19 protein-coding genes are annotated in these 17178 nt (G+C 70.2%); 8 read left to right on the top strand and 11 right to left on the bottom strand.

Going from position 1 to position 17178, the window contains the following annotated elements; genetic code table 11:
- Genes BUR94_RS01285 through BUR94_RS01275 form a run of 3 tightly spaced genes read left to right on the top strand, consistent with a single transcriptional unit; the run spans nucleotide 1 to nucleotide 2830 of the window.
- Nucleotides 1-930 carry a carbohydrate ABC transporter permease gene (locus BUR94_RS01285; RefSeq protein ID WP_074254466.1) on the top strand — a complete coding sequence of 310 codons (930 nt, stop codon included), beginning with the start codon at nucleotides 1-3 and terminating at the stop codon, nucleotides 928-930.
- On the top strand, nucleotides 930-1778 hold the full coding sequence (locus tag BUR94_RS01280) for a carbohydrate ABC transporter permease (RefSeq protein WP_074254465.1): 849 nt from the start codon (nucleotides 930-932) through the stop codon (nucleotides 1776-1778). The genes BUR94_RS01285 and BUR94_RS01280 overlap by 1 nt, the downstream gene beginning before the upstream one ends.
- A 29-nt stretch (nucleotides 1779-1807) precedes the next feature.
- Entirely contained in the window at nucleotides 1808-2830 is a 1023-nt protein-coding gene (locus BUR94_RS01275; RefSeq protein ID WP_074254464.1) for an ABC transporter ATP-binding protein, read from the top strand.
- On the opposite strand, the gene BUR94_RS01270 is transcribed toward BUR94_RS01275, so the two are convergent.
- Together BUR94_RS01270 and uxuA are read right to left on the bottom strand one after the other, a co-directional pair.
- Nucleotides 2831-4297, bottom strand: coding sequence for a mannitol dehydrogenase family protein (locus tag BUR94_RS01270; protein WP_074254463.1), 1467 nt, complete (start codon nucleotides 4295-4297; stop codon nucleotides 2831-2833). It abuts the gene before it with no gap.
- The gene (uxuA, locus tag BUR94_RS01265; protein WP_074254462.1) at nucleotides 4294-5502 is read right to left on the bottom strand and encodes a mannonate dehydratase; all 1209 of its coding nucleotides are present in this window, start codon (nucleotides 5500-5502) and stop codon (nucleotides 4294-4296) included. Before uxuA ends, BUR94_RS01270 begins: the two co-directional genes overlap by 4 nt.
- A gap of 111 nt (nucleotides 5503-5613) precedes the next feature.
- Here uxuA and BUR94_RS01260 point away from each other — a divergent pair, with 111 nt between their 5' ends.
- From BUR94_RS01260 to BUR94_RS01240, 5 genes are all read left to right on the top strand, one after another.
- Nucleotides 5614-6360, top strand: coding sequence for a GntR family transcriptional regulator (locus BUR94_RS01260; protein ID WP_074254461.1), 747 nt, complete (start codon nucleotides 5614-5616; stop codon nucleotides 6358-6360).
- The gene (locus BUR94_RS01255; RefSeq protein WP_074254460.1) at nucleotides 6357-7328 is read left to right on the top strand and encodes a TRAP transporter substrate-binding protein; all 972 of its coding nucleotides are present in this window, start codon (nucleotides 6357-6359) and stop codon (nucleotides 7326-7328) included. The genes BUR94_RS01260 and BUR94_RS01255 overlap by 4 nt, the downstream gene beginning before the upstream one ends.
- Nucleotides 7329-7403: 75 nt before the next feature.
- Nucleotides 7404-7910, top strand: coding sequence for a TRAP transporter small permease (locus BUR94_RS01250; protein WP_074254459.1), 507 nt, complete (start codon nucleotides 7404-7406; stop codon nucleotides 7908-7910).
- A gap of 4 nt (nucleotides 7911-7914) precedes the next feature.
- Nucleotides 7915-9192 carry a TRAP transporter large permease gene (locus BUR94_RS01245; protein ID WP_074254458.1) on the top strand — a complete coding sequence of 426 codons (1278 nt, stop codon included), beginning with the start codon at nucleotides 7915-7917 and terminating at the stop codon, nucleotides 9190-9192.
- Nucleotides 9193-9201: 9 nt separating this feature from the next.
- The gene (locus tag BUR94_RS01240; protein WP_074254457.1) at nucleotides 9202-10248 is read left to right on the top strand and encodes an L-idonate 5-dehydrogenase; all 1047 of its coding nucleotides are present in this window, start codon (nucleotides 9202-9204) and stop codon (nucleotides 10246-10248) included.
- A 31-nt stretch (nucleotides 10249-10279) separates the two neighbouring features.
- Here the strand turns inward: BUR94_RS01240 and BUR94_RS01235 are convergent, their stop codons facing one another.
- The 9 genes from BUR94_RS01235 to BUR94_RS01200 form a co-directional block, all read right to left on the bottom strand.
- Nucleotides 10280-11104 (bottom strand): universal stress protein, encoded by an 825-nt coding sequence (locus BUR94_RS01235; RefSeq protein ID WP_074254456.1) that lies wholly within the window; start codon nucleotides 11102-11104, stop codon nucleotides 10280-10282.
- Nucleotides 11105-11202: 98 nt separating this feature from the next.
- A complete protein-coding gene (locus BUR94_RS01230) occupies nucleotides 11203-11595 on the bottom strand; it encodes a CBS domain-containing protein (RefSeq protein ID WP_074254455.1) in 393 nt (130 codons plus the stop codon).
- Nucleotides 11595-11762, bottom strand: coding sequence for a hypothetical protein (locus BUR94_RS20570; RefSeq protein ID WP_175570404.1), 168 nt, complete (start codon nucleotides 11760-11762; stop codon nucleotides 11595-11597). Before BUR94_RS20570 ends, BUR94_RS01230 begins: the two co-directional genes overlap by 1 nt.
- Before the next feature lie 50 nt (nucleotides 11763-11812).
- Nucleotides 11813-13036, bottom strand: a complete 1224-nt coding sequence (gene nqrF, locus BUR94_RS01225; protein ID WP_074254454.1) for an NADH:ubiquinone reductase (Na(+)-transporting) subunit F — start codon at nucleotides 13034-13036, stop codon at nucleotides 11813-11815.
- The gene (gene nqrE / locus BUR94_RS01220) at nucleotides 13033-13647 is read right to left on the bottom strand and encodes an NADH:ubiquinone reductase (Na(+)-transporting) subunit E (RefSeq protein ID WP_074254453.1); all 615 of its coding nucleotides are present in this window, start codon (nucleotides 13645-13647) and stop codon (nucleotides 13033-13035) included. The genes nqrF and nqrE overlap by 4 nt, the downstream gene beginning before the upstream one ends.
- Entirely contained in the window at nucleotides 13644-14309 is a 666-nt protein-coding gene (locus BUR94_RS01215; protein WP_074254452.1) for an NADH:ubiquinone reductase (Na(+)-transporting) subunit D, read from the bottom strand. Before BUR94_RS01215 ends, nqrE begins: the two co-directional genes overlap by 4 nt.
- A gap of 3 nt (nucleotides 14310-14312) precedes the next feature.
- Nucleotides 14313-15107: an FMN-binding protein gene (locus BUR94_RS01210; protein WP_074254451.1), complete on the bottom strand. Its 795-nt coding sequence runs from the start codon at nucleotides 15105-15107 to the stop codon at nucleotides 14313-14315.
- Nucleotides 15094-15876, bottom strand: a complete 783-nt coding sequence (locus BUR94_RS01205; RefSeq protein ID WP_074254450.1) for an RnfABCDGE type electron transport complex subunit D — start codon at nucleotides 15874-15876, stop codon at nucleotides 15094-15096. Before BUR94_RS01205 ends, BUR94_RS01210 begins: the two co-directional genes overlap by 14 nt.
- Complete coding sequence (locus BUR94_RS01200; protein ID WP_084192869.1) at nucleotides 15873-17138, bottom strand: Na(+)-translocating NADH-quinone reductase subunit A; 1266 nt, start codon at nucleotides 17136-17138, stop codon at nucleotides 15873-15875. The genes BUR94_RS01205 and BUR94_RS01200 overlap by 4 nt, the downstream gene beginning before the upstream one ends.
- Nucleotides 17139-17178 lie beyond the last annotated feature (40 nt).

The raw sequence follows: 17178 nt of genomic DNA, 5'->3' as shown, positions 1-17178 counted from the left end.
ATGGCCGTGACCCAAACCTCCGAGACCACGGCGCGCAAACCCCGCGCGCCGTGGCTCACCCTCCGCCGGCGCGAGGCGATCGAGGGCTGGCTCTTCGTCAGCCCCACCCTCATCGGCTTTCTGATCTTCTTTCTCGGCCCGCTCATTGCCGTCGTCTTCTACTCGCTCACCGAGTGGAACCTGCTGAGCCAGAAGAGCACCTATGTCGGGCTGGCCAATTACACCAACGCCCTGCGCGACAACCCCGATTTCTGGCATGTCATCCGCAACTCGGTGATCTTCGCCGCAGGGCTCGTGCCGCTGAACATGGCCCTGGCCCTCGCGCTGGCCATGGCGCTCTGCCGGCCGGGCCGGGGCGTGGTGTTCTTTCGCACCGTCTTCTTTGCCCCCGTCATCACCTCCGCCGTGGCCTGGGCCATCGTCTGGAAGTTCCTGCTGCAGGGCGAGGCCGGCGCGGTCAACCAGATGCTCGCCACCATCGGCATCGACGGCCCCAACTGGCTGCGCGAGCCCAACTGGGCGATGTTTGCCGTGATCGTCACCCGCGTCATCAAGATGGTCGGGCTCAACATGATCCTCTACATCGCCGCCCTGCAGGCCGTGCCGCGCGACTACGAGGAGGCCGCCCGCCTCGAGGGCGCGAACGGCTGGCAGATCTTCCGCATGGTCACCTGGCCGCTGCTGGCGCCGACCACGCTCATCATCATGGTCATCACCACCATCGGCTCCTTCAAGGTCTTCGACCACATCTACCTGATGACAGGCGGCGGCCCCGAGAACGGCACGCTGGTGCTGGCCTATTACATCTACGAACAGGCCTTCGAGTTCTTCAACATCGGCTATGCCGCGGCGCTGGCGATCATCATGTTCGTCATCGTGCTGGCGCTCACCATCGTGCAGCTGCTGCTGCGGCAGAAAGGCTCCTCCTGATGGCCCTCACCCGCAGCCAGAGCCGCACCGTCACCCGGATCTGCTGGGCGCTCTCGCTCGGCGTGGTGGCGGTGCCCTTCGTCTTTCCGTTCCTGTGGATGATCTCCTCGGGCTTCAAGTCGGCCACCGAGATCTTCGGCCAGCTCAGCCTGATCCCCGACACCTGGCGCTGGGGCAACTACCTCGAGGTCTTCACCTACCAGCCCTTCGCGCGGCAGTATTTCAACTCGATCTACATCGCCTGCACGGTCACGGTCATCACCCTCGTGCTGTCGTCGCTCGCCGGCTACGCGCTGGCACGGATGCGCTTTGCCGGGGCCGGGCTGCTGATGCTCTTTCTGGTCTCGGCGCTGATGGTGCCCGAGGAGGTGACGATCCTGCCCAACTTCTTCCTGATGAAGTGGCTCGGCGTGATGGACACCCACGTGCCCCTCATCCTGCTGCCGGTCTTCGGCCCGCACGGGGTGATGGCAACCTTCCTGATGCGGCAATACTTTGTCTCGCTGCCCAAGGAGCTGGAGGAGGCGGGCAAGATGGACGGGCTCTCGCGCCTGGGCATCTGGTGGAAGATCGCCCTGCCGATGTCGCGCCCTGCCCTCGCCGCCGTCGCGATCATCACCTTCCTCTTCTCGTGGAACCTCTTTCTCGAGCCGCTGGTCTTTGTCTCCAGCCTCTCCAACTTCACCCTGCCGCTGGCGCTGTCGAACTTCACCGATCCCTACGGCGCACCGCTCTGGCACCTGCAACTCGCAGCGACCTCGCTGGCGGTGGTGCCGATCCTGATCGTCTACCTGATCGCCCAGCGGCAGATCATCGAAAGCTTCGCAATGTCCGGCGTGAAGGGCTGATGCCCACCGCCACCCGAAAGGCCTGAACCATGAGCAGCCTCACTCTCAGAAACCTCACCAAGTCCTTCGGCAAGACCGACGTGATCCGCGGTGTCAGCCTCGACGTGGAGGAGGGCGAATTCGTCGTCTTCGTCGGCCCGTCGGGCTGCGGCAAGTCCACCCTGCTGCGGATGATCGCGGGGCTCGAGGATGTGTCGGGCGGCGACCTGATGATCGGCGGACAGCGGATGAACGACGTGCAGGCCGCAAGGCGCGGCGTGGCGATGGTGTTCCAGTCCTACGCGCTCTACCCCCACCTCACGGTGCGGCAGAACATGGGCTTCGGCCTGAAGGTGCGGAAGGTGCCTGCAGCCGATATCGCCCGGCAGGTCGGCGAGGCCGCCGATGTGCTCAAGCTCGGCGCCCTGCTCGACCGCTACCCCCGCGAGCTTTCGGGCGGGCAGCGCCAGCGGGTCGCCATCGGCCGGGCCATCGTGGCCTCGCCGCAGGTCTTTCTGTTCGACGAGCCGCTCTCGAACCTCGATGCCGAGTTGCGCGTGCACATGCGGGCCGAGATCGCGGCACTGCACCGGCGGCTGGGCAACACGATGGTCTACGTCACCCACGACCAGATCGAGGCGATGACGCTGGCCGACCGGATCGTGGTGCTGCGCGACGGGCGGATCGAGCAGGTCGGCACGCCGCGCGAGCTCTACGAACGGCCCGCCAACGCCTTCGTGGCGCAGTTCATCGGCAGCCCCAAGATGAACCTGGTGGCGGCCGAGGCCGTGGCCGACCGGATGGCGGCGCTGGGGCGCCCGGTGCCCGAGGGTGCGCTGATCGGGCTGCGGCCCGAGCACCTGCAGATCGTCGCGCCAGATCAGGCGATCCTCAGCGGCCAGCTTCTCACTTCGGAATACACCGGCGCCGACAGCCTGCTCCATGTCGAGCTGCCCGGCGGCGATGTGCTTCTGCTGGTGCATCCCGGGGCCGACACGCCCGAACCCGGCGCGCAGCTCTCCATCGGGATCGACCCGGCCCTGGCCCATGTGCTGGAGCGGCCGGCGGCCTGATTAGGCCAGCCCGGCGGCCTCGGCCCGGATCGCGGCGGCCATGCCACCGTCGCGCATGGCGGCGAGCCGCGCGGTGATCTCGCGGCGCAGCCCAGCGTTGTTGCGCAACACCGGCGGCATGAGGCCGGGGAGAGCCATCAGGCGTTCGACGATCTCCGCGGTGTCGCTCGCACCGGTGGCGCGGGCCTGCACCTCGGCCTCCCGCGGATCGCGCAGGGCATAGGCCTCGCCCGCCTCCGTGGTGCCCATGGCATAGCGCATCCAGGCCGCCAGCGCGAAGGCGTAGGGGCCAAGCGGCTGGCCCGCCGCCAATGCGTCCGCCGCAGGCGCGAGAAGGCGCTGCGGCAGCTTCTCGGTCCCGTCCATCGCGATCTGGTAGGTGGCGTGCTTCAGGTGCGGGTTGGCAAAGCGGGCGGCCAGCGCCTCGGCATAGGCCGCAAGGTCCACGCCCTCCAGCGGCGGCAGGGTGGCGGCGGCGGCGGCCAGGTGGCGGCGCACCAGCGCGGCCAGCGGGGCATCCTGCATCACGTCCGAGACATGGCGATGCCCGGCGAGAAAGCCCGCGTAGGCCAGCATTGAATGTGCGCCGTTCAGCATGCGCAGCTTCATCTCCTCATAGGGCTTCACGTCGGCCACGAACATCGCGCCCGCCGCCTCCCAGGCCGGGCGCCCGGTGGGAAAGCGATCCTCGATCACCCATTGCGAGAACGCCTCGGTCTCCACCGCCGCCTCGTCGCGGAAGCCTGTCATCTCCTCGGCGGCGGCCAGCGTTTCGGGCGTGGCGGCCGGCGTGATGCGGTCGACCATGGTGGAGGGAAAGGCGACCTCCCCGGCGATGAACCCGGCCATCTCGGGCGCAGTCCGGCGGGCGAAATCCACCAGCAGGCCGCGCAGGAGCCGGCCGTTCTCGGGAAGGTTGTCGCAGCACAGCACGGTGAAGGGCGACACACCGGCCGCACGGCGGGCCTTCAGCGCCCAGACGAGCAGGCCGGCCACGCCGATGGGGGCCTCGGGCGTGGCGAGGTCGTGGGCGATGGCAGGGTGGCCCTCGTCCACCCCGCCGGTGGCGCGGCTGATGCCATAGCCCTTCTCGGTGACGGTGAGGCTGACGATGCGGGTGGCGGGTGCGGTGAGCGCGGCCAGCACCCCGGCCCGGTCCGGCCCGAGGCAGAGCGCCTGCCCGATGGCGCCGATCACCCGCGCGCGGCTGCCCTCGGCGCTGCGTTCGATCAGGGTGAAGAACCCGTTCTGCGGGCCAAGCTGCGCAGCGGGCTCGGGGCTGCGCAGGCTGACGCCGCAGATGCGCCAGTCACCACCCGCCGCCAGCGCCGTATCGGTCGCGGCGGCCTGGTGCGCCTTGTGAAAGGCCCCGAGACCGAGGTGGACGATGCCGGTGCCATGGTCGGCGGGCGTGTAGCCGGGCCCCGCGACTGTATCCGGCAGGCCGTCCGGGCCCGCGAGCCTCATGCGCTGATCCGGGGTTCGAGCGCGGCGATGATGCCGCGCAGCTCGGCCAGCCCCTTGAGCCGTCCGATCGCCGGGTAGCCGGGCTGCGCGGTGCGCTTAAGGTCGTCGAGAATGTCCTGCCCGTGATCAGGCCGGAAGGGAATGCTCCAGTCGGCGCGACCGGCGGCCTTTCGCTTGGCCTCTTCCTTCAGCGCGGCCTCGACCAGCGCCACCATGTCGGTGTCGCCGCCCAGGTGCTCAGCCTCGTGGAAGTCGCCGCGGATCTCTCCGGTCTCGCGCTTCACGTTGCGCAGGTGCAGAAAGTGCACCCGGTCGCCCAGCCGCTCCATCATGCCCGGCAGGTCGTTGTCGGGCCGTGCGCCGAGCGAGCCGGAGCACAGGGTGATGCCGTTGGCGGGGCTGTCGACGCCCTCCACCAGCGCGCGGTAATGCGCCTCGGTCGACATGATGCGCGGCAGGCCGAGCAGCGGCACCGGCGGATCGTCGGGGTGGCAGCACATCCGCAGGCCAAGGCGCTCGGCGGTGGGCACGACCTCTGCAAGGAAGTCGAGCAGATGCCTGCGCAGGGTCTCTTCGCTCATCGCGGCGTATTCGGCCAGATGCGCGCGCACGTCGTCGAGCGAGAAGTTCTCTGCCGCACCGGGCAGGCCGAAGACGACGTTCTTGGCGAGTTGCTGCTTGCGGGCGTCGGACATCTCGGCAAACCGCCTGGAGGCGGCGCTGCGCAGGGCCTCGTCGTAATCCTCCGCCGCGCCGAGGCGGGCGAGAATGTGCAGGTCGAAGGCGGCAAAGTCGGTGAGGTCGAAGCGCATGCAGGTGGCGCCGTTGGGCAGCCGCCAGGCAAGGTCGGTGCGGGTCCAGTCCAGCACCGGCATAAAGTTGTAGCAGATCACCTCGATGCCCGCCTCCGCGAGGTGCTCGAGGCTGGTGCGGTAGTTGGCGATGTGCGAGCGCCAGTCGCCCTGCTGTTTCTTGATGTCTTCCGAGACCGGCAGGCTCTCGACCACGTCCCAGCCGAGGCCGGAGGGCGCGCCATCCGCCATGGTGCCGATCTCGCGCTGCCGCTGTGCGATTTCCTCGGGCGTCCAGACGGCGCCGGTTGGCAAATGGTGCAGCGCCGAGACAATGCCCTGCACCCCCGCCTGCAGCGTGTCGTCGATGGATACCAGGTCACGGGGGCCGAACCACCGCCAGGTCTGTTTCATGAAAGGAGCCTCCCGAGTCGTCTGTCGGGGGCAAGCTATCAGACCCGTGCGATCCTGACTAGTATGGAAGTATGGAAGTATGGTAGGTAAGCGCCGGGAGGAGGCCGAATCATGACGGACAACCGCATCACATCCGCCGCGCTGGATCCGGCATCGCCGATCACGCCGCAGATCTATGCGCATCTGCGTGACGCCATCATCCGCAACCGCCTCTCCCCCGGCGACCGCATCTCCGAGACCGAGATCGCCCGAAGCTGGAGCGTCAGCCGCCAGCCGGTGCGCGAGGCCTTCATCCGGCTCGCCGGCGAGGGCCTTCTGGCCGTGCTGCCCCAGCGCGGCACCATCGTGACCCGGATCAGCTATTCCGACGTGCTGAACGCGCGCTTCCTGCGCGAGGCCATCGAGGCCGACATCGCCAGGATCCTCGCCCAGCGCCCCGACCCGGCCCTGATCGCCGAGCTGCGCGCCCAGCTCGAGGCGCAGGAGGCGGTGGCCTCCAGCAGCCCGCAGGATTTCATCGGGCTCGACGAGCAGTTCCACCGCACCCTCGCCGATGCCGCCGGAAAGCGCGGCGCGTGGCGGCTGATCGAGGGGCTGAAATCGCAGATGGACCGGGTGCGCTTCCTGTCGCTCGGCCATTTTCCGGTGGTCAAGCTGGTGAGCCAGCACCGCGCCATCGTCGATGCCATCGAGCAGGGCGACATGAGCGCCGCCAATGCCGCCGTCCGCACCCATCTGCGCGAGGTCCTCATCGACCTGCCGCAGATCCAGGCGGCGCGGCCAGAGTTTTTCGACGTGCCGGACGGGGAAATTCCCGAGCCGGTCAATGCACCCATGCAAGGAGGAAAAGACGCATGACTTTCAACTGGAAAAAGCCGGTTCTCGCCGTGGCCATGGCCGCGCTGACCGCCGTGCCCGCCTTTGCTCAGGAGATGACCCTGAAGCTCGGCCACCTCGCCAACGAGGAAAACCCCTGGCACCTCGCCTCGGTGAAATTCGCCGAGGAGCTGGCCGCGCGCACTGACGGGCGCATCGTGGTCGAGGTCTTCCCCAACGAGAGCCTCGGCAAGGAGATCGACCTGATCAACGGCATGCAGCTCGGCACCGTCGACATGACGATCACCGGCGAGAGCCTTCAGAACTGGGCGCCGATGGCCGCCCTGCTGGCCGTGCCCTACGCCTACAAGTCGATCGAGCACATGGACGAGGTCGCCTCCGGTGACATCGGCAACCAGATCGAGGCCCAGATCATCGCCACCGCGCAGATCCGCCCGATCGCCTACTTTGCCCGCGGCCCGCGCAACCTCACCTCGAACCGCCCGATCACCACGCCCGACGATCTCGCCGGCCTGAAGATGCGCGTGCCGAACGTGCCGCTCTTCATCGACGTGTGGTCCGCCCTCGGCGCCGCCCCCGGCCCGATGGCCTTCTCCGAAGTCTTCACCTCGCTCCAGAACGGCACCATCGAGGCGCAGGAGAACCCGCTCGCGCTGATCCGTTCGGCGAGCTTCAACGAGGTGCAGAGCCACGTGAACCTCACCGAGCACGTTCGCTCGTGGATCTACCTGACCATCGCCGAAGGCACCTGGGCCAAGCTCTCCGAAGCCGACCAAGAGGCCGTGCTGGCCGCCGCCGCCGTGGCGCAGGAGTACGAGCGTGGCCTGTTCGAGCAGAGCGTGGCCGATGACCGCGCCTGGCTCGAGGCCAACGGCATGACCTTCGTCGAGGTCGACGGCGCCGCCTTTGCCGCCAAGGCCAAGGATGCCGTGCTGTCGAACGTCAGCGACGAGATCCGCCCGATCGTCGAGGGGCTCTTCGCAGAGTAACCTCGCCCTCGGGCACAGGGCCGGCGTGGTTCTCCCCCGCGCCGGCCACCTTTCATCCGTCCGGAGACCTCCGCCATGCGCCTTGCCGAAACCCTTGTTCGCCTCCTCACCCTGATCGCCCGCCTCGGCGCGGGGCTGGCCTTTGCGGTGCTGATCGTCACCGTGCTGGTGCAGGTCGTGGGCCGCAGCACCGGGCAGTCGCCGGTCTGGACCGAAGAGCTGACGCGCTTCGCCCTGCTCTACCTCGTGGCCTTCGGCGCGGGCCTCAGCCTGCGCACCGGCGACCTCGTGAACGTGGATGTCATCAGCGAGTCGCTGCCCGGCAAGTTGCCGTGGATCCTGCGCCTTGTCGCCGCCGCCGCCACCGCCGCGCTCGCCCTCTACCTGCTGCCCCACGCCTGGAAATACGTGACCATCGGCCAGATGCAGACCGCCCCTGCCCTCGGCATCCGCATGACCTGGGCGCATCTCACCGTCTTCATCCTGCTCGCCGGCCTCGCCCTCTTCGGGCTGCTGCGCTGCGTCGCCATGCTCTCGGGTGCCGAGGACGGCACCCCCGTGAAACCCGCCGAGGAGGAGTGACCTCATGGACGTGACCATTCTCCTCACCGTTTTCGTGCTCGGCCTCGCCCTGGGCGTGCCCGTGGCCATCACCCTGGGCCTGTCGTCGCTGGCCTACCTCGCGTACGCCGGCATCCCGCCCGTGGTCATGCCGCAGAAGATGTATGCCGGCATGGATGTCTTCGTGCTGCTCTCGATCCCCGGCTTCATCCTTGCGGGCAACCTGATGAACCGCGGCGGCATCACCGAGCGGATCATCCGCTTCGCCAATGCGCTGGTGGGCTGGATCAGGGGCGGGCTGGGCCTGACCAACATCGCCGCCTCCATGCTCTTCGGCGGCATCACCGGCACCGCCGTGGCCGATGCGGCCTCGATCGGGGGCGTCATGATCCCCGGCATGAAGAAGGCGGGCTACCCGGCCGACTTTTCGGCCGCCGTCACCGCCGCCTCCTCCACCGTCGGCCCGATCATCCCGCCCTCGGTGCCGATGATCATCGTCGGCGCGCTCTCGGGCATCTCGGTGGGCAAGATGTTTCTGGCGGGCGCGATCCCCGGCATCCTGATGGGCCTCGCCATGATGGTGACATGCTACATCATCTCCCGCCGCAAGAACTTTCCGCACCAGCCGTGGCAGGGCTTCGGCGAGGTCGCCCGCAGCTTCGGCGGGGCGATCTGGGCGCTGGCGATGACCTTCCTCATCATCTACGGCCTGCTCTCCGGCCTCGCAACACCGACAGAAACCGCCGTTGTGGCCTCGGTCTATGCCTTCCTCGTTGGGGCCTTCATCTACCGCGAGCTGCCGCTGCGCATCGTCCCCGGCATCGTGGTCGACAGCGCCGTGGCCGCCGCAGGTATCCTTGCGCTGGTGGGCTTCGCCAATGTCTTCGGCTGGATCCTCGTCTCCGAGCGGATCCCCCAGGCCATTGCCGACGCCGTGCTCTCGATCACCGACAACAAGTTCCTCGTGCTGCTGCTGATCAACCTGCTGCTGCTGTTCGTCGGCATGTTCCTCGAGACCATCGCCGCGCTGATCATCCTCTTCGTGCCGCTGCTGGCGCTCTCCAACGCGGTGGGGATCGACCCGATCCACTTTGCCACAGTGGCGGTTCTGAACCTGATGATCGGCCTCACCACGCCGCCCGTGGGCGTGTGCCTCTTCGTCTGTGCCAACATCGCCCGGCTGCCGCTCGCGCCGGTGGTGGTGGCAATCCTCCCCTTCCTGCTGACCAACATCCTCGTGCTGCTGGCGGTCACCTACATCCCGCCGCTCGCCACCTGGCTGCCCTCGGTCCTCATCCCCTAGGAGCCGCCCATGGAAACCCGCGTCTGCCGCCTCTACGGCCAGAACGACATCCGGATCGAAACCGCCCCCCTCGCCGCGCCCGGCCCCGGCGAGGTGCTGCTGGCGCTGGCCGCGGGCGGCATCTGCGGCTCGGACCTGCATTACTACCAGGACGGCGGCTTCGGCCCGATCCGGGTGCGCGAGCCGATCATCCTTGGCCATGAGGCCTCGGGCACGGTGCTGGCCCTGGGTCCGGGCGTGCGCGGCCTCGCCGAGGGCGACCGGGTGGCGATCAACCCCAGCCGCCCCTGCGGCAGCTGCAGCTTCTGCCAGCAGGACCTGCCGATCCATTGCCTCTCCATGCGCTTCAGCGGCTCGGCCATGCGGATGCCGCACGAGCAGGGCCTGTTCCGCGACCGGATGGTGGTGAGCGCCGCGCAATGCGTGCCGGTGGGCGACGGCGTGAGCCTCGCGCAGGCCGCCTGTGCCGAGCCGCTGGCGGTGTGCCTGCACGCCCGCAACCAGGCCGGCGAGCTCGCCGGCAAGCGGGTGCTGGTCACCGGCGCGGGCCCCATCGGCGCGCTCTGCGCCGCTGCCGCCGCAGAGGCCGGCGCGGCGGAGGTGGTGGTGACCGATCTGCAGGATTTCACCCTCGGCGTGGCCGCCAGGATGGGCGCGACCCGCACCGTCAACGTGGCCACCGACGCCGCCGCGCTGGAGCCCTACGCCGAGAACAAGGGCCAGTTCGACGTGGCCTTCGAATGTTCTGCCGCCGCCCCCGCGATCAAGACCGCCATCACCTGCCTGCGCCCGCGCGGGCGGCTGGTTCAGGTGGGCGTGTCGGGCGACGTGCCGATCCCGCTCAACATGCTGGTCGGCAAGGAAATCGCCTATCACGGCACCCAGCGCTTTGCCGGCGAGTTCTCCGAGGCGGTGGCGCTGATCGGGGCCGGGCGGATCGACGTTTCGCCGATCATCACCGGCAGCTTCCCGCTGGAGCGCGCGGTGGAGGCCTTCACCCAGGCCGGCGACCGCTCGGGCGCGGTGAAGGTGCAGCTCTCCTTCGCGGACGCCTGAGGCGTTTCCCGGCCGCCCGGATGCCGGGCGCTCAGGGCGTGGTCGCGCGGCTGATCAGCAGGTCGGTCGGCGGGTGGCGGATCAGCTCCGAGGTAAAGGCCCCGACCCCGGTGAAGGACAGCGCCCGCGTGTTCGCCCCCACCGCCAGCAGGTCGGGTACGAAGGCCCGCAGCTCCGCCTCCAGCCGGGGCGTCACACCGCCGTGGCGCAGCTTTACCTCCGGCGCCGGATCGAGGCCCGCGGCCCAGGTGCGCGCCTGCTCCCGGATCTCCCGCTCCACCGCCTTCTTCAGCCCGTCGTCTCCGCCCCGCGACAGGCCCTCGAAGGGTGCCATCCAGGCATGAAACACACGCTCCCCGGCCCCCGGCGCGACCTCCCGCGCCAGGGCAACGGCGCTCCGGCAAGCCATCGAAAAGGCCACCGGCGCCAGCACCCGCTCGTAAGGACCGTGCACCGGCCCGGCAACCAGCAACACCGGCTTCAACGACTGGGAGACCACGCTCTCGACCGTGGTGCGCCGCAGGCCGTCGAACATCTCGCGCGTGCGGTGCCGGCCGACCACCACGAGGTCGTGGTGCTTTCCGTTGACCAGGGAGACCAGCCGCGACACCGGCTCGCCGACCCTCACGGCCACCTGGCAGCTCAGGCCCCCGCCAAGCTCCTTCATCGACGCCTCGAGGTGAGCCTCGCTGCGCTCCACCCGCTCGGACACCATGTCCTCGGGCATGTCGTCATCCACGATGCAGCCCAGCGTCGCCTCGGCGCCGAGGCTCCGGGCCAGCATCAGGCCGCGCTTGATCGCACGGTCGGAACGCTCCGAGAGATCGGAGGCAATCAGGATCGACTTTATCGGCATCTTCCCACCTTCATCGGGTTGATGCGCGCTTCCGCCCCGATCCTAGCGCAGGGCCGGCCTGCGTGGCTTCACGATTGCATCAGCAACGGGCGGGCCGCTCATCCGATCCGCGCCAGCAGCGCCAGCACGTCGGAGCGGTAGAGCATGCCCGCAAGCCGCCCCTCCTCCAGCACCGGAAACACCCGATGCGGATGCGCCAGAAACATCTCGGCGGCCCGCACCACGTCATCCCCCGCATCGAGGGTGACCACGCGCTCCGACATGTAGTCGGCCACCCGGCCCGCCCACTCCTGGTGGTAGCTGGCGTGGAGCGCGGGGCCGAAGCAGTCCTTCTGGCTCAGGATGCCGGCCAGCTTGCCGTCGTCGCGCAGCACCGGCGCGGCAGCGGCGCGGGCCTCCACCAGCAGCGCCACCGCCTGCCGGATCGGCATGGGTGCCGTGAGCGTCGGGCCATCGGCGCGCAGGATCGAGGCCACGGGAAACTGCGCCATCAGCCTGCCTCCCGCCGGCGCATCGGGCACTCGTCGCAGCGGCCCCGGGGCAGACATTCGCTGGCGCCGCAACTCGTCCTGGCCGGGCCGCGCCCCAGCATCAGCCCAAGCGCCATGCCCGCCGCGGCGAGGGTCGTGATGACGATGGCAAGGAGCACCTCGGTCATGGCCGCCCCGCTTTTCCGAGGTCCAGTCGTGTCACTCCATGTCGCATCGCTCAGACTCCGAAGTCATCGTGGTAGATCGCGCCGGGCTCCACGCCCAGCCGCTCCAGCGTGGCCAGCACCGCCGAGATCATCACCGGCGGGCCGCAGAGGTAGAATTCGCACTCCTCCGGCGCCGGGTGGCGGCGCATCGCGTCCCAGAGGGTATTGTGGATGAAGCCGGTGGCCCCGGTCCATCGGTCGCCCGGCGCCGGGTCCGACAGCGCGGGCGTCCAGCTGAAATTGTCATGCGCCGCGTCCAGCGCGTCGAACTCCGCGCTGTAGAACAGGTCGGCGGCGCTGCGGGCGCCGTAGAAGTAGAACATCCGCCGCGTGGTGCCCTGCCCGAGCTGCTGGTGGATCATCGCGCGCAGCGGCGCCATGCCCACCCCACCGCCGACAAAGACCATGTCGCGCCCGCCGGGCTGGACGTGGAAGTCGCCGAAGGGGCCGGAGGCCTGCACCTCGTCGCCGGGCTGTAACGAAAAGAGCCAGGAGGAGACCCGACCGGGGGGCACCTCGCCCTCGCGGCCTGCCGGGGGCACGGCAAGGCGGATGTCGAACACCGCCTTGCCCCGATCCTCGGGCCGGGTTGCGAGCGAGTAGGCGCGGGTGACCGGCGCATCGGAGCGCGCCTCCAGCTGCCGCCACCCGGCGCTCTCCCAGGCCGGGCGAAACGGCTCGGGCAGCTCCAGGTCGGTGAAGTCGATCCTGTAGGGCGGCGCGGTCAGCTGCATGAAGTCGCCCGCGCGAAAGCCGGTGTCATGCCCCTCGGGCAGCTCCAGCGCGATCTCGCGGATGAGCGGGGCGAGCATGGTGGTGGAGGCGACGCGGCAGGTAAACCCGCCGCCGGCGGAGAGGATGTCGTCGGGCACCTCCACGGTGCAGTCGCCGCGCAGGCTGCATTGGCAGGCCAGCCGCAGGTGGTTGCGCCGCTCGCGGGGCGAGAGCACCCCGCGCTCGGTGGCCTGCGCCTCGCCCGCGCCCGCGCCCTCCACCTTCACCCGGCAGAGCCCGCAGGTGCCCGAGCCGCCGCAGGCCGCCGGAATACGGATGCCCCCGTCATGCAGCACGGCCAGCAGCCGGGCGCCCCGCGCCGCGTGCAGGCGGGTGGCGCCGTTCACCACCACCTCCACCCCGCCCTCCGGGATCAGCCGCCGCCGCGCCGCCAGCAGACCGAGGGCCAGCCCTGTGACGAGCAGCACGATGGTCAGGCTGGCCAGCGCGATCTCGGTCATTGCGCGGCCACCATCTGCGCGAAGGCGGCAAAGCCGAGCGACATCAGCCCGGCCAGCACGAAGGTGATGCCCAAGCCCCGCAACCCGGCGGGCAGGTCGGCATAGGCAAGCCGCGCCCGTACCGCGCTGAGCATCACCACCGCCACCGCAAAGCCCGCGCCGCTGCCCAGCCCGAAGAACGCCGCCTCGGGCAGGGTGAAGCTGCGCTCCACCATGAAGAGGCTGCCCGCAAGGATCGCACATTGCACCGTCAGCAGCGGCAGGAAGACGCCAAAGGCCGCGTGGATCGCCGGAAAGAACCGGTCGAGCAGCATCTCGAGAAACTGCACCGTGGCCGCGATGACCCCGATGAAGGCGATGAGCGCGAGGTAGGAGGGATCGAGCTCCGGCAGCCCGGCCCAGGCCCAGGCCCCGGGGGCCAGCAGCAGGCTGTAGATGAGCTGGTTCAGCGGCACCGTCACCCCCATCACCCCGGTGATCGCCACGCCGAGGCCGATGGCGCTTTCGGGCCGTTTCGACAGGGCGAGAAAGGTGCAGAGCCCGAGAAAGAGCGCGAGCGGCATGTTGTCGACGAAGGCCGCGGAGAGAAAGAGAGACCACAGCTCGCTCATTCCGCAGGCTCTCCCGCGAGCGGCGCGACATGGTCGGGCGCCTCCGCCTGTTCGGGCTGCACCGTGCGGATCGCCCAGACCAGCAGCCCGAGCAGGAAGAAGGCGGCAGGCGGCAGCAGCATCAGGCTGAGCGGGGTGAACCAGCCGCCGTTCTCGGCCAGCGCAAAGACCTGCCACCCCATCAGCTCGCCCTTGCCGAAGAGTTCGCGCGCCGCGCCGATGACGAGAAGCACCAGCGAGTATCCCAGCCCGTTTCCGAAGGCATCCACCATCGCCGGAAGGGGCGGGTTGTGGCGGGCAAAGGCCTCGGTCCGGCCCAGCACGAGGCAGTTGGTGGTGATGAGCCCCACGAAGACCGAGAGCGCCCGGCTGATCTCGGCGAACCAGGCCTGCAGCACCTGGTCGATCACGATGACCAGCGAGGCGATGATGATGATCTGCACGATCAGCCGGATCGTGTCGGGGATGTGCCGCCGGATCCCGCTGATGATCCCCGCCGAGAGGGTCAGCACCACGGTCAGCGAGGCGGCCATGGTGAGCGCCGTGGCGAGCGAGGTGGTGACGGCCAGGGCCGAGCAGATCCCGAGGATCTGCAGGGTCACCGGGTTCTGCTGCACCAGCGGCGCGGTCAGGGTGGACCAGATGTCGAACCGGGCGGCCATGGCTCAGAACTCCCCGCGCCGGATCGCCTCGACCAGCGGGCCGTAGCCCCTGGGCCCGAGCCAGAAGCGCACCATCCGGGTCATCGCGGTGCTGGTGCGGGTCGCGCCGGTGATGCCGTCGACCTCGTGGATGCTGGTGGCCGAACCGCGCGCCACGGCAAAGCGCAGCGTGCCGGCCTCGTCGCGCAAGAGCTTGCCGGGCCAGCCCGCCTGCCAGGCCGGTTCCTCGATCCGCGCACCGAGGCCGGGAGTCTCGGCGTGGCCGGTCACCGCGATCCCGGCGATGGTGTTCATGTCGCCCCGCAGCGCAAGGATCGCCTCGATCTGCCCGTTGTACCCCTGCCCGGCCACCGGCAGCAGCACCAGCGAGACGGTCTCGCCCTCGCGCAGCAGGTAGATCTGCGCAAAATCCGGGCGGTGGCCGATGCCGGCCACGTCCTCGCCCGTCTCCAGCGCCGTCCAGTTGGCGGCATCGGCCAGGGTGGCCTCCAGCGTGTCGGGGGTGACCCCGGTGGCGGCGCGGCCGGTGTCGAGGTCGATCACCACGGTCGACAGGGTGCCGCCCGCGCGCTCCAGCAGCTCCGCCATGCCCGGCACGCCCCGCACCAGCGCGGCGATGCGGGCCTGCTCCTCGGCGGCGCGGTTGGCCGCCTTGATCGGGCGCAGCAGCACGGTCGCCCCGCTCACTAGGACAGCGCAGATCGCCGAGACCAGGAAGGCCACCACCAGCGTCTTGGTGCGGCTGGTGTTGGGCAGGGCCAGAAAGCGCCGCCAGGGGTTTCGGTCAGGGCTGGCCATGCCGTCTCCTTCTCCTTGCGCGCCAGAGCGCGATGGCGGCTTCGTCGAGCAAGGGGGCGGCGAGCGCCGCGAAGAGCGCCGCCGACACCGCGATCTGCACCGGCGCCGCCCCCGCCCAATGGCTGGCGAAGAGGGTGAGCATCAGCGCGTAGAGCCCGCCGTTGAGCCAGCGCCCGAGCGGCGTGGTGGCGCTGGTCACCGGGTCGGCCACGAGCAGCACCAGCGCCACCGCAGCCGCCGGAAGTGTCGCGGCGGGGACGTGGCCGAGCTGGGTGGTGACGGCGCCGGTCAGTACGGCACCGGCGATGACGGGCCAGTGCATCACGCCCAGCGCGATGCCGAGGGCGGCCGCCGGAATCGCGGCCCAGGCCACCGGCAGCAGGATCTCGGGCCAGCCCACGCCGGGAAAGCCGAAGCCCAGGAAGGCCAGCGCCACCGTCGCCGGATGCACCACGTTGCGCCCCCAGCCACCGAACACCAGCTCTCCCATCACCACGCCGAAGCTGACGCCCAGCACCATGCGGAGGGGGCCCAGCTCCTCGGGCGCCAGCATGGCGATGGCCAGAGCGGTGACGGCGGCGGCCAGCGAGGGCGGCTGGGCGCGGGCCAGGAGGAACACCAGCTGCCAGCCCGCGAGCACCAGACCCACCGAAACCAGCCGCAGCGCCGCCCCGGTGCCGCCGTAGCCAAGCCAGATCACCGCCAGCGGCAGGCAGGCCGCGATCAGCAGCAGGGCAACCGTCTCCCTGTCCCACAGCCCCCGGCTCATGCGGCGCGCTCCGTCTCGATCCGGTCGAGCATGGCGCGCAGCAGTGCGCGCAGCCGGGCGGTGCCGCCGAGAATGTAGTCGGCCAGGGCAAGGTCTTCCTCCAGCAGCGAGAGCAGGCCAAGCCCGATCGCGGTGTCCTCGTCGCCCGCCGTCAGGGCGCGGATCAGGGCAGCCGCCGGCAGAGCCCCGGCGAAGGCCTGGTCGAGCGCGGCGGTCGGGATCACCGGCGGCGGCGTGGCCGAGCGGGTCAGCGCCGCGCGAAGCCAGTGGACAGGCGCGGGCCCGGCCTCGCGCGGCATCACGCTCACCTGCCGGTCGCGCGCGCCGAGCCAATGCGCCGGACGCCCGCAGAGCGGCGAGCCCGAAAGCAGCGCATGGCCGCCCGGCAGGGCGATGCGGTGGGTCAGGCCGCGCAGGTCGGCCCCCGGCTGGGTGTAAAGCAGGCGGCTCTCGCGCAACTCCGGCCCGGCGACATGCACGAGCCGGGTTTCGGGCACCAGCCCCGTCTCCAGCAGGGCGCCCAGCGTCGCCACGTCCTCGGCATGAATGTCCCAGACCGGGGCCTCGATACGGGCCGGGGCAAGGCCATGCACCTGCCAGCCGGCCAGCCCCTGCGGATGGCGCGTACCGCAGCGTGCCGCCTGCACCCGCCCGCCGGCAAGGCCGGGCTCGAGGAGCGCAGGCCCCGCGCCAGCCACCACATGCACCGGCCCGTCGGTCAGACCGGCGAGTGCTGCCAGACCGCGCCCGAAGGCCTCTTCGCGCCCCTCCAGCGCACTCCGCGGATCGGGCGCGAGCGGCCGGCTGTCGGCCGCCATCACCACGATCGCGGCGGGGCGCTCGCCGGGCGGGGGCATGCCCCCGAAGGGCCGGCGGCGCAGCAGCGGCCAGAGACCGGCGTGCTGCATCAGCCCGCGCGGGTCGGCCTCGGCACCCTTGGCCTCATGCCGGTGCCGGTCGCCCCCCGGCTCGCGGAAGAGCACGATCTCCGAAAGCCGCCGCCCGGGCAGCAGCCGCAGCCGCGCCACCCGCCCGGCCATCGGCGCGACAAGGCAGAGGCCCTCCTGGTCGCGCAGATGCGCAAGCGGCGCGCCCTGGGCCACCACCGCGCCCTCCTCGACCAGCGGCACGATTCGCAGCGCCGGCCCCTCCGGCCCGGTCACGCCGGCCTCTTCGGTGATCTCCTCCGGCACCTCGGACCCGGAGCGGGGAGGTGATGAAAAGCGCGGCATAAGCCCTGCGGAGGACGCAAGGTTGGGCATGGATCATCCAGTTTCACATGTCGCGCGCAAACGAACCTTT

This window comes from Vannielia litorea, from assembly GCF_900142295.1.
Lineage (GTDB): Bacteria > Pseudomonadota > Alphaproteobacteria > Rhodobacterales > Rhodobacteraceae > Vannielia > Vannielia litorea.
Note: the sequence above shows the minus strand (reverse complement) of the source record. Positions and strands in the feature narration are given on the sequence as shown.